Source organism: Kitasatospora sp. NPDC096128 (assembly GCF_040303105.1).
In the GTDB taxonomy this organism is placed as follows: domain Bacteria; phylum Actinomycetota; class Actinomycetes; order Streptomycetales; family Streptomycetaceae; genus Kitasatospora.
On sequence record NZ_JBEOSP010000026.1, the window covers coordinates 108,876 to 120,050 of the forward strand.

Annotated in this window: 9 protein-coding genes; 6 read left to right on the top strand and 3 right to left on the bottom strand. The window is 74.2% G+C overall.

The window, feature by feature from the left end; genetic code table 11:
- Window positions 1-481: 481 nt before the first annotated feature.
- Window positions 482-2,905, bottom strand: coding sequence for a helicase-associated domain-containing protein (locus tag ABTY61_RS26815; protein ID WP_350507633.1), 2,424 nt, complete (start codon window positions 2,903-2,905; stop codon window positions 482-484).
- Window positions 2,906-3,212: 307 nt separating this feature from the next.
- On the opposite strand from ABTY61_RS26815, the gene ABTY61_RS26820 reads away from it, so the two are divergent.
- The 6 genes from ABTY61_RS26820 to ABTY61_RS26845 are packed head-to-tail and all read left to right on the top strand — an operon-like array spanning window position 3,213 to window position 8,817.
- Window positions 3,213-4,493 carry a protein phosphatase 2C domain-containing protein gene (locus tag ABTY61_RS26820; RefSeq protein WP_350507634.1) on the top strand — a complete coding sequence of 427 codons (1,281 nt, stop codon included), beginning with the start codon at window positions 3,213-3,215 and terminating at the stop codon, window positions 4,491-4,493.
- Window positions 4,490-5,620, top strand: coding sequence for a hypothetical protein (locus ABTY61_RS26825; protein WP_350507635.1), 1,131 nt, complete (start codon window positions 4,490-4,492; stop codon window positions 5,618-5,620). The genes ABTY61_RS26820 and ABTY61_RS26825 overlap by 4 nt, the downstream gene beginning before the upstream one ends.
- A 22-nt stretch (window positions 5,621-5,642) precedes the next feature.
- Window positions 5,643-6,362 carry a vWA domain-containing protein gene (locus tag ABTY61_RS26830; RefSeq protein WP_350507636.1) on the top strand — a complete coding sequence of 240 codons (720 nt, stop codon included), beginning with the start codon at window positions 5,643-5,645 and terminating at the stop codon, window positions 6,360-6,362.
- Window positions 6,359-6,673: a hypothetical protein gene (locus tag ABTY61_RS26835; protein WP_350507637.1), complete on the top strand. Its 315-nt coding sequence runs from the start codon at window positions 6,359-6,361 to the stop codon at window positions 6,671-6,673. The genes ABTY61_RS26830 and ABTY61_RS26835 overlap by 4 nt, the downstream gene beginning before the upstream one ends.
- Before the next feature lie 26 nt (window positions 6,674-6,699).
- Window positions 6,700-8,442, top strand: coding sequence for a zinc finger Ran-binding domain-containing protein (locus tag ABTY61_RS26840; protein WP_350507638.1), 1,743 nt, complete (start codon window positions 6,700-6,702; stop codon window positions 8,440-8,442).
- A 6-nt stretch (window positions 8,443-8,448) separates the two neighbouring features.
- Window positions 8,449-8,817: a hypothetical protein gene (locus ABTY61_RS26845; RefSeq protein WP_350507639.1), complete on the top strand. Its 369-nt coding sequence runs from the start codon at window positions 8,449-8,451 to the stop codon at window positions 8,815-8,817.
- 65 nt (window positions 8,818-8,882) lie between these two features.
- On the opposite strand, the gene ABTY61_RS26850 is transcribed toward ABTY61_RS26845, so the two are convergent.
- Together ABTY61_RS26850 and ABTY61_RS26855 are read right to left on the bottom strand one after the other, a co-directional pair.
- On the bottom strand, window positions 8,883-9,926 hold the full coding sequence (locus tag ABTY61_RS26850; RefSeq protein ID WP_350507640.1) for an alpha/beta hydrolase family protein: 1,044 nt from the start codon (window positions 9,924-9,926) through the stop codon (window positions 8,883-8,885).
- 20 nt (window positions 9,927-9,946) lie between these two features.
- Window positions 9,947-10,867 carry a zinc-binding dehydrogenase gene (locus tag ABTY61_RS26855; protein WP_350507641.1) on the bottom strand — a complete coding sequence of 307 codons (921 nt, stop codon included), beginning with the start codon at window positions 10,865-10,867 and terminating at the stop codon, window positions 9,947-9,949.
- Between the last annotated feature and the right edge of the window lie 308 nt (window positions 10,868-11,175).

Below are 11,175 nucleotides of genomic sequence, written 5' to 3' on the forward strand. Positions count from 1 at the left end.
GGTCGCACGGCACGCACCGCCGGCAGGGCGATCTGTGCGCCGTAGCCCTCGCGTGTCGAGCGCAAGACGACAGCCGGCGCATCCTCGGCCGACGGAAAGGCACAACGGCAGCAGGACCGGCTCACCGGCCGGAGAGGCTTTCCCAGGTCCCAAGTCGGCATCTTATCGCCGGATTTGGCGAACCTGAGGCATATTCCACCCTTCTGTGACGGGACGGCCACACGACCCGCTTATGCCGGGCCGGCCCCGTCTCACGCCGAATCGAACCGAGCCGGCCGTCGGTCGAGTCGGCCCCCCGCGCCTCCCGCGCCTCCCGCGCCTCCCGGCACCGACTGTCGGAGCGGACTCCAACCGCGATGTCCGGCGCCGCCATGGGCCTACGAGTGCGTGCTGAACGTACGTGCAGACTTCGAACACCCGGACTGGGGGATCCTTACCGAGATCATCGCGGCCGACGACCTCCGACAGCTCGCTCGTTGCGTCAGCGGTCGGCCAGCAGCGCGCTCGCCAACGCCGATGCGGTGCTCGGTCCCTTGCCGTGGCGCGGTCGTGTTCCGGACAGTGACGGCATGCGCTTGGGACCGCGTTCCCGGCGGGCCTTCTCGATGACCGTCGTCCCGGTCTCCGCCTCCAGCACGGGGGCGTAGCCGGCAGACCGGAGCGCGGCCAGGGTGGCTTCGGGCTCGGCCGTGCTGATCAGCACGGTCGGCGCGATCCGTCGCAGGCCGAGCCTGGACAGCGCACGGGCCGCGGCGAGCTCCGAGACCAGTGCCTCGTCGTCGGAGCGGATGCAGCAGGCGGAGCGCACCACGCGCATCCGGCCATGGGTCCGCGCGGTGTCCTTGATCAGGTACGCCAGGGGCTGCGGAAGCGGCCGCCCGCCCTCGGAGACGTCGGCGAGCCGAGCCAGCAGGTCGGCGGCGTCCCATCCGGAGTCCAGCGCCCGGCGGACCGCCGCAGGGGTGATCCGCCACACCACGGCATGCCCCTCCGACTCCCGGTCCGCGCAGGCGGCCAGCAGGTCGGTCAGCTCCGGTGCGGCGGCTCCGGCGACCACGGCCGTGAGGTCGGCCTGGAACCGGGCGGTGGTCTGCGGCGCGGGCAGCAGCGCGTCCAGGGCCACGGACAACTGCCGGACCGCGTCGTCCAGGGCAGGATGCTCGCGCAGCGCCGGCCCGGCGCCCGGAACGGCGGGGAAGTGGCGGTGCGCCCCCGCCCTCAGGAGCCCGAGCACGGCGTGCCCGAGCGGGGTCAGCGCTCCGTGGGCGACGACCCCGAGCAGTTCTGCCTCCGCCAGGGTCGCCTCGACCCGCTCCACCTCCCACGAGCCCTGGGCGAGGGCGGTCGGGCGGAACCAGACCGCGGTGGCGATGAGACCGGCGAGGGCGGTCGCCCGCGCGCGAGCAGCCTTGCCGTCGGCGATTCCGTGCCCGGCCGGAAGGGTGGCCAGAGCCTCCAGCACGGCATGGCGCAGATCGACGGCCTCGGCGTCCTCCGGCGCGACCAGCGCAACCGGGGTGCCGTTCTCGTCCGGCCAGTGGCTGAACACCTCGGGCACCACTGCCCAGGTGGCGACGAGCGGCAGCAGCCGCTGAGCAGGCGCGGCCGCCAGCCACACGTCGTACCGCTCGGTGGGCAGCATCCGGGCAGGTGGCTGGGATTCCGGCCGGCGCGCGCGGCCCCGGCCGCTCGCCGGGGCCTGCGGTTCCTCGGCGCACGGGGTGATCAGGTCCGCGTTGTTCGCCAGGTCGAGCCACAGCCGGGCTTGTTCCTCCGGCATGCCGACCGCCTTCGCCAGCCGGCGGGTGTCCCGGACCGCGATTCCGCCCGCCTTGCGCACGACGAGCGGCTGTGCGGCCACCTGACGGAGCATCAGCTCGACCCGGGAGGCCGCCTCGGCCAACGCCGCCTGGGCCTGGCTCTCGACTGCGCCACCGGGGATCTCCACCGCGCCCTCGACCCGGGGCGGAGCAGGCTGGTAGCTCGGCGCACGGTCGTGGTCGCGCAACGCGTCGGCCACCTCGCGCGGCAGTTCCACCAGGTCCTCATCCACTGGAAGGACCAGGCCACGAGCGGCCAGCCAGTCCGTGCCGGGATCTCCCGAGCCGCCTTCCCGGAAGGTGAACTTTCCTCCGGAGCCCGGGTAGAAACCGCCGTACCGGGAGACGAAGCAGTGCGTGCGCAGCAGTGGCGGGCCCGGGACCAGCTTGTCCAGCAGGTCCAAGGCCGCGGGCGGCGCCTCGGCGGCCATGGCGCGCACGCGCTTCGCGTCCCTGAGCACGTCCACGATCTGCCGCTGCGCCTCGTCCCGAGTCCGCGCCTTCGCGAGCCCCAGCCCCTGCGCGACACAGTGAATCTCGGGAGCGTTGAAGGCCTCGGTGAGCAGTTGTTCGGCGGGCCGGCCGTAACCGCCGCCTTCACCCGCCTGGCGGTGGACCATGATCGGAACGATGACCCTGCTTCCGGACGAGGGCAGCACCAGGGCCCGCTCGGCCAACCGCGACAGCGCGGCCTCGGCCGCAGACCGACCGGCGCCGTCGAGCTGCAGGAATCGGAAGAGCTGGTCCCGGGTCACGGACCGGTCAGCGGGGTCGACCGCAGACGCGTCGAGCCGCGGTGAACGGCCGCCGTAACCCATGAACAGGTGATGAGCGGGCGGGACGGCCGGTAGCGGACCGTGCAACCGTTCGGCCAAGGTCGCCACAGCGAGCAGCAGTTGAAGGTCCCCGAGGCTGATCTCACTCAGCCCCAGGGCCGTCGAGGCGTCCGTCAACAGGTGGCCGGCCAGGTCGGTCAGGCTCGTCACCTCTGCCGCGTAGGGAAGTTCACGCTGCGCCAACAGTTCGGTCAACTGCGAAGGCGTGCGGCCGGCCAGCCACATCGCGAGGCTTCGTGCTGCTTTCACAACACCAAGCGTAGTGAACCACCGGTGGGAACGGGATCAGAGGTTTGAAGTCAGGGCCCCTTCCACCGTCGCTTGACGCCGACGGCTCAGCCGCGCGTGTCGCCGAGCGATCCGAGGGCCTTCCACCAGGTCCACCCTCCGACCGAGGCCCCCGGCGGCGCCCGGCGCCCGCTTCGGGGGGCGCACGCCCGCTCGCGGGACCTGTGCCCCGGCGGCTCCGGTGGCACCGGGGGCAGTCGGGGTGCAGCGGCCTCATCGGGGCGCCGGATAAGGCTCTACTCCCTTGCCACAGTGCTAACTTGACTTCATGTCAGCTGCGCCGCGCTTCGCCGTGGGGGCCTTCCTCCTGGCCGTGTTGATCCCCTTGGTGTGCAGTCCGGCAGGCGATCCGACAGCCCGCTTCGTCATCAGCACGCTGGCGATGGCCGCGGTCGCCGCCCTCACCCTGGCCGCCCAGGCCGACCACCAGGAACGCCGTGCCGCGGCGCACGCCGGGACCGCGCCACCCCCGCCGCCGCCCCCCGGTCCGCTCCCGCCGCCCGTACGCCCCCCGGTCGCGGGCGCGGCGCCCCGGCCTGAGCCACAGCCCGTCCAGGCTCCCGTCCAGGCCCCCGTGATCCCCACGCCCCCGCGCCGGCAGCCCCCCGGCTACCAGCTGACCCACGCGGCCCCGGCGTCCCCGGTTCCCCGCTTCGGCGCCGGGGCCAAGGCCCAGCAGCTGCCGTGGCGGCTGCCCGCCCAGCCGTCGCCGGTCCCGGGGATCATCGCCGACGAGGCGCGGCTCGGCGCGCTGACCGTGCGCGCCGCCTCGCTGATCGGGCCCGGGCACCGCTGCGAGGACCCGGCGGTGGTCCGCCAGGACGCCTACCGCCTCGGCCGGGACGCCGCCGGGGAGCACCTGGTGGTCGCGGTCGCCGACGGCCTGTCCAGCAGCCCGCGCGCCGATCTGGGCGCGACGGTCGCCGTCAGCTCGGCCGTCGCCTCCGTCGTGGAGCAGCTGCGGACCGGGGTGCGGCCCGACCAGCTGAGCGCCGCCGGGCTGTTCGGCCGGGCGGCGCGGCGGATCCGGGACGAGGCGGCGGCCCGCGGGCTCTCCGACCGGGACGTCTGCACCCTGCTGATCGTGGCGGTCCTGCCGACCCGGTTCCGGGAGGACGAGTCCCAGCCGTGCTGGGTGGGCTGGATCGGCGACGTGTCGCTGTGGCAGCACGACGGGGACCGCTGGCGGGTGGCCGCCGGGGACCCCAAGCAGGACGAGGCGGGCCTCGCCTCCAACGCGGTGGAGGCGGTGCTGCCGCACGACCCCGGCGCCGCCCGGAGCTGTCTGCTGCCGCTCGCCCCGGGCGACGTGCTGACCCTGGTGACCGACGGGGTGGGCGACGGACTGGCCGGGCTGCCCGCGCTCAACGGCTTCCTGGCGCGGGAGTGGGCCGGGCCGCCCGCGATCGCCGACTTCATCAACCACGTCGGGTACGACGCGGCGCAGTTCACGGACGACCGGACGGCCGTCACGGTCTGGGCCGACACCAGCGCCCCCGACACCAGCGCCCCCGGCACCACCACCCCCGCCCCCCGGTGGGAGCGGTGACCGCCGTGCCGCCGACCGTGCCCGCCGTCCTCACCCGGGCCGAACTCGGCGAGCCCGGCGAGGCGTTGGCCGGGGAGAGCGGCGAGAGCGTCGGCATCCACCGCCTCACCGGCCCGCTCGCCGGCAACGGGCTGCTGTTCAAGCAGTACAAGCGAACGGCCGCACAGAACGGCCGGGACGCCGCCCTGGAGCAGCTGATCGCCTTCGGCCGCTCCCCGGCCGCCGTCGGCCGGACCGAGCGCGAGCTGCTGCTCGGCTGCACCTCCTGGCCGGTGGCCAAAGTCACCGACCGGAACGGGGAGTTGGTCGGCTGCCTGATCCCCGAGGCGGACCGGCGGTTCCGCGCCGAGAACGGCCGGCTGCGCGAGATCGACACCCTCGCGCAGAGCGACGAACGGCTCGCGGCCCGGGGAGTCCCCGTCACCGCCGCGCAGCGGGCCGCCGTCTGCCGCGGGCTGGTCCGGGTGGCGGCCGCGCTGGAGCGGCGCAGGCTGGTCTACTCCGACTGGAACTACGCCAACGCCCTGTGGTGCCCGGCCGACTGCTCGGTGTTCGTGATCGACATCGACGGCTGCCGGCCCGAGCGGATGCCCAACATCTTCCAGAGCGACTGGGAGGACCCGCTGACCGACGGCGCCATGCCGGCCGACGTCTTCACCGACCGCTACCGGGTCGCCCTGCTGACCGCCCGCTGCCTCACCGGGCACCGGGACCTGCCGAGCGTGCTGCACGCCCTCGACAGCGCGCGGGACGACGCGGTCCCGGGCCGCTCGGTCCTGCTGGACATGCTCTGGGCGGCCGCCCGCGAGACCCGGCCCGCCTCCCGCAGCCTGCTGGCCGCGCTCGACGGGGCGGACGTCCACTTCCCGGTCGAGCGGCTGCCGCTGCCCGAGCCCAGGACGCAGCCGCCGCGCCGGACCGCGCCGAAGGTGCTCGCCTCGGACCTCACCGTCCTGCCCGACGACGCCCCGGCCGAGGACCCCGAGGACCCCGAGGACCCGACCGACAACGACCCGTCCGCCTCCCCCGCCACCACCGACGACGTCACCGCGACGGCCTGGGCGGTCGGGATCGTCGTCGCCGTGCTCGTCGCCCTGCTCATCGTGCTCCTCGCCCGCAACGGGTAGCGAAAAGGAAGAGGACCCCTGCATGACCGTGCCCCGCCGGCCCCACGAGAGCGACCGCTACGTCCTGAAGCCGAAGTGCCTCCCCACCTACCTGGTGATCGACGCCTCCAGTTCCATGGCGCCGCACCAGACCGTCCTCAACGAGACCCTCGCGCACGTCCACGCGAGCATCCAGGACCACCCCCGGGTCTCCGAGTTCGCCCACGTCTCGCTGATCGTCTTCTCCACCCAGGCCCACCTGGTCATCGAGATGGCCAACCTGGAGGACGTCCCGGTGATGCCCGAGGTGCGGTGCAACGGGCTGACCGACTACGGGTCCGCGTTCGACCTGCTGCGCTCCCGGATCGACACCGACGTGGAGGAGCTGAACGGCCTCGGCATGGCCGTCCTGCGGCCCGTGGTGTTCCTGCTCACCGACGGCCTGCCCACGGACGAGGACTGGGAGGCCTCCTTCCAGCGGCTGGCCGACCACGGGTGGCGGCGGCACCCGCACGTCATCACCTACGGCTTCGGCGAGGCCGACCGGGACGTGCTCCGCCGGATCACCACGGTGGTGGGCTTCATCGCCGACCAGGGCACCGACCACCGCAGCGCCCTGATGGAGGCGCTCGGCAGCATGCTGAGCTCGCTGGTGGCCTCCAGCGAGCAGGGCCGCGTCGTCTTCAACAAGTCGGTGCCCGGCTACCAGGCCGTCGAGCCCACCCAGGACCTGCTGTCCGTCCCCCGGGAGTACCTGGAATGACGACCCGCGGGCTGGCGCGCAGCGACCGGCTGCTGCTGGTCGCCGCCTCGCTGGTGGCACTGGCCGGCCTGGTCTGGCTCATCTCCCCGGACCGGGCCCCGTCCCGGCCCGTCCCCGTCCCCGCGACGGCCGTCGTGTCGCCCACACCGGTTCCGACCACGCCCACCCCCGTCCCGAGCCCGGAACCGACCACCGAGTCGACCGGGCCGACCCCGAACCCCACCCCGGACCCCACCACCCCGTCACCCACCCGGAGGACCCCGAAGCCCACCCCCACCAGGACCGCGACCCACCACTCCGACAACCCGTAGCACCCGTCCGGAGAGGAACCGTCCCCATGCCTACCGCCGCGTCGTGGACGTGCGACAGCTGCCAGACCCTCAACCCGCCGACCCGGGCCGCCTGCGAGCAGTGCGGCGCCCGCCGGATCGTCGACCTCACCCCCGGCACCCCCATGACGCCGACCGCCCGCAAGCAGCCGCCGACCACCTTCACACCCCCGACCGCCTTCACGCCCCCGACCACCCTCACCAAGCCGCCCACCCCGACCAAACCCGCCCCCACCCGGCCCCCGATGGCCGTGGTGACACCCATCAGCGGCGGCCCGGGCACCGTCGTGCCCCCGCGCTCCCCCGCCAGGACCCCGCCGATCGACCACGGGGTCACCCGGTACCTCTGCTGCGCGATGCAGCTGGACGCCGCGCTGGCCCGCAAGGCCGTCGAACACGTCCTGGAGGAACCCAGACGCGCGATCGCCTCCTCGCCCGGGGTCGACCTCTCCTGCGTCCTCGCGTACGCGCTCGCCGCGCGCAGCCGCCAGCTCACCCGGGACTGCCTGCTGGCCCTGATCCTGGTCGTCACCCTGATCGGGACCGTCATCGAGGGCCTGCCGTTCCTGCTGCTGGGGCTGCTGATCGCCTGGGCCCTGGTCGCCGCCGAACTGTTCTACGTGCACTACGGGGTGATCGTCCCGAAGCTCTCCCGCGAGACCTTCGACCCGGCCGCGGCACCCACCCCGGCCACCCCCCACCAGGCCTCCCTGCTCCGGGACATCGCCCGCCGGGACAACGGCAACGTGACGGTCTTCCAGGGCTTCGCCCCGTTCTCGGGCTACGGGCAGCCCATGGAGACCTGGTCCTTCGCCGTCCGGACCGACACCCCCCGGGAGGACGCGGACGCCGTCCGGCCGTTCACCGTCCACGAGCTGTACGACCACCTCGCCACCGCGGTGGAGGAGCTGCGGCTGCCCGGCGTACGGGTCCAGGACCGGCTCTTCGTCAACGGGCAGGACCTGCGCGTCCACCTCGACGACACGACCGGCCGCTCCCTGCTGCCCGACCCGGAGGAGGCGCCGGAGCCGGCCGTTCCGTCCGGGCTGGTCCGCGACCTCCGCGAGGGCGGCTCCGGCCGGGCCCGGCCGTACCTCACCCTCCTGGTCTCCGGCTGGGACGGCGAACTCGTCTCCACCCAGTTCCTCCGGCTCTCGCTGCTGCCCGGCCAGGACGTGCTCTTCGTCGAGAACAGCACCTCGCTGCTGGCGCCGGTGCGGGCCGACTACCGCTCGGTGGACACCCTGCTGAACCGTCCGACCTTCCGGCAGTCCGTCGCCACGATCTCCTCCGCGCTCCCCCGGGCCATCGGCCTGCTCATCAGCTCCTTCCCCGCCGTGTACGGCAGCGCCCGGCACGCGCTCGGCCAGGCCCTCGGGTTCAAGGACCGCCGGCAGCTCCGCGAGATCCGGCACCTCAGCTTCGACTACGGGGCCCCGATCAGCCTGCGCGAGGCCGCGAGCGACCACCTGTACTACCGCTACTACCAGAAGGTCGACCGCGAGATGTACACCAAGGTGGTGTCCCGCCGGGCGCTCGACGGCCTCGTCGAGTTCCTGGAGGCGCACGACATCGACACCTCCGAACTCCGCGAACGCCAGACCACCATCTACAACAACGGGCTCTACGTCGGGGCCAACGCCAACGTCTCGGTCAGCCAGTCCGCGGTGGCGGCCGGCCGGAACGCGGTCGGCCGGATGTTCTCCGGAGCGGGCGCACGGACCGGCGGCGGCTCCTCGGGAAGGGGATGACCAGGCATGAGCGGGAACTTCCACAACAAGGGCAAGCTGACGATCACCGACTCGGCGGTCGCGATCGGCGCCCACTCCCGGGCCACCAACAGCGTCGGGGCCGCCCGGGACGACTCCCCGGAGGAGGCCGAACTACGGGCCGAACTCGCCCGCCTGGTCGAGCGGTTGCGCGGCATCGCCGACGAACTCGCCGACCGCGAAACGGTCTCCGGCGCGGCCGACGCCGTCGCCGAAGAGCTGGCCGCGCCGGCCACCCGCTGGCAGCGCATCAAGGACGTCCTCGGCCGGGTCGCCCCCAGCGTGGCCGCCCTCACCCAACTCGCCACCGACGTCGGCCGCCTCGAAGCCGCCGCCGAAGCCCTCATCCCCCACTGAGCCGAACCCCCACGGCCGGAAGCCCCGTGGCGGACGACGCCACGGGGCTTCCGGCCGGGACGCCGTCAGGACAGGCGGGTGGCGAGCCAGTCGGCGGTGGCCGGGAGCCAGTCGGGGAGGGCGGTGCCGAGCAGGTGGTTGCCGTGCGGGACGAGCAACAGCTCGGCGTTCGGGGCGTGTTCGGCGAGGACGGTGGCATTGACGACGCCCGGGATGCGGTCCTCGCCGCCCTCCACCACCAGCAGCGGCAGGGTGATCGTCGGGGCCGGCGCGGTCAGGTCCAGCCGGTCGGCGAAGGCCCGGGCCGCCTCCACGCTCCCGCAGCGCTGGATCAAGGTCTCGGTGACGAACGGCACCAGGGCCTCCCAGTCCAGCCGGTACGGGCCGCTGACCGTCACGGCGGCGCACAGCCGCGGCTCGTGGGCCGCGGCCTTCGCCGCGTAGTAGCCGCCCAGGCTGAGGCCGATCACGGCGGTGCGGGTGAGGTCCAGGCCCTCGTGGGCCCCGAGCGCGTCCAGCGCCCGGCCCACCACCCGGTGGTAGTCCGGCTCCGGCGCACTGGTGGCGGCCAGCACGCCCTGGCCGGGCCCGTCCATCGCCAGCACGGCGACGCCCCGGGCCAACAACGCCTCGACCAGGGCGTGGAACTCCTCCTTCGAGGAGTCCATCCCCGGCACCACCAGCACCACCGGTGCCGCGCCCCCGACCACCGGCCGGCGCAGCCACCCCGCGAAGCCCTCGCCCTCGACCCGCCGCGCCTCCGGCTCCAACAGCGCCAACGACCGCCGCATCGCCTCGTCCGCCTCGCCGGCGAGCCACGCGGCGGCAGCCCGGTCGGGGTGCGGCATCAGGCAGCCCGCGTGGAACCAACGCGCGGCACAACGGTAGGCGGCACCCGCGGTAACCGTCCGCCCCTCAGCAGCTGCCCCCTCCGCCTCGGCGACATACCGCCGCCCGACACCACCGAACGCCTCCGGCCACTCGTCCAGAGCGCCCAGCCCGGCAGTCACCCGGTCGTACTCGTACAGATCGAGCCCGGCCCCGTGAGCCCGGGCACGCACCTCCGCCACGAACGCGGGCAGCAGGCCGGGAGTGTCGATGAAGGACACGATGGTTCTCCGTTCAGGAATCAGGCGAGGGTCAGGACGGCCTTGCCGCGGATCCGGCGGTCGCGCAGGTCGGTGAGGGTGGTCGCGGTCTCCTCCCAGGGCGCGACCCGGCCGATCTCCGGGGTCAGCCGGCCGGCCGCCGCCAGGCGCACCAGGGTGGCCAGGTCCTCGCCGTACGGGACGTCGGAGTCGGCGTAGTGGAAGTGCCGCAGGGTGGCCGACTCGGGGCCCTTGAAGAAGTCGAAGAAGTCCAGCGTGACGGGCGTCCGCGAGGCCTGGCCGAACCACACCAGGGTGCCCCGCCGGGCCAACTCGGCCAGCGCCGACGGCAATCCGGCCCCGCCGGTGGACTCCAGCACCAGGTCGTACGGGCCGCGCGCCTCCGCGAGGTCGTGCACCACCTCGGCCGCCCCCAGCTCGGCCAGCCGACGCCCGCGCTCCGGCGAGGCGGTGACCACGGTCAGCTCGGCCCCGGCCGCGGCGGCCAACTCGGTGAAGTAGTGCCCGACCCCGCCGGAAGCCCCGGTCATCAGCACCCGCCGCCCGGCCACCGCCCCCACCGTCCGCAGCAGCCGCAACGCGGTGAGCCCGGCCAACGGCAGCGCCGCGGCCCGTACGGCATCCAACCCGTCCGGCAACTCGGCCAACGACCCGGCCGGCACACACACGTACTCGGCCCACCCGCCCGCCGGCGGATGCCCCACCACCCGCCGACACACCGCGGGCCCCGCCCCGTCGGCAGCCGCCTGCACCACCAGCCCGGCCACGTCCTTCCCCGGCCGCCACCCGGCCTTCGGCGCCTCCAACTGGAAGGTCTCCCCCCGGTTCACCGAGAACGCCTCCACCTTCACCAACACCTCCCCCGGCCCCGGCCGCGGCTGCTCCACCTCCGCGAACCGCACCGGCTCCCCCGGGTCCCCCGTCGCCACCAGCGCCTTCATCCCCGCACTCCCTCCACTCGGCAGACCCCCACCCCACCCCGCCCACCCCCACCCGGTCCAACAACCACCCACCCCCACCCACAACCAACAGTTGTCGCCCCCCAGCACCCACCGCACCAACCCACCCACCCCAACCACCCCCAACCACCCCCACCCACCCCCTCGCCCCTCGCCCCTCACCCCTCACCCCTCACCCCTCACCCCTCACCCGCCCCAGGCGAGAGGGACGCGCTGCGGGAGGGGGCGGTGGAGGGGGTGGGTGCGGAGAGGGGCGTGACGGGTGATTTTCAGACCGCCAACGGTCCCAG

What these genes read in the sequence shown, in the direction of transcription:
- ABTY61_RS26830 (WP_350507636.1), top strand. Translation starts at nt 5,643, where the DNA reads ATGACCGTGCCCCGCCGGCCCCACGAGAGCGACCGCTACGTCCTGAAG.
- ABTY61_RS26845 (WP_350507639.1), top strand. Translation starts at nt 8,449, where the DNA reads ATGAGCGGGAACTTCCACAACAAGGGCAAGCTGACGATCACCGACTCG.
- ABTY61_RS26820 (WP_350507634.1), top strand. Translation starts at nt 3,213, where the DNA reads ATGTCAGCTGCGCCGCGCTTCGCCGTGGGGGCCTTCCTCCTGGCCGTG.
- ABTY61_RS26835 (WP_350507637.1), top strand. Translation starts at nt 6,359, where the DNA reads ATGACGACCCGCGGGCTGGCGCGCAGCGACCGGCTGCTGCTGGTCGCC.
- ABTY61_RS26855 (WP_350507641.1), bottom strand. Translation starts at nt 10,867, where the DNA reads ATGAAGGCGCTGGTGGCGACGGGGGACCCGGGGGAGCCGGTGCGGTTC.
- ABTY61_RS26840 (WP_350507638.1), top strand. Translation starts at nt 6,700, where the DNA reads ATGCCTACCGCCGCGTCGTGGACGTGCGACAGCTGCCAGACCCTCAAC.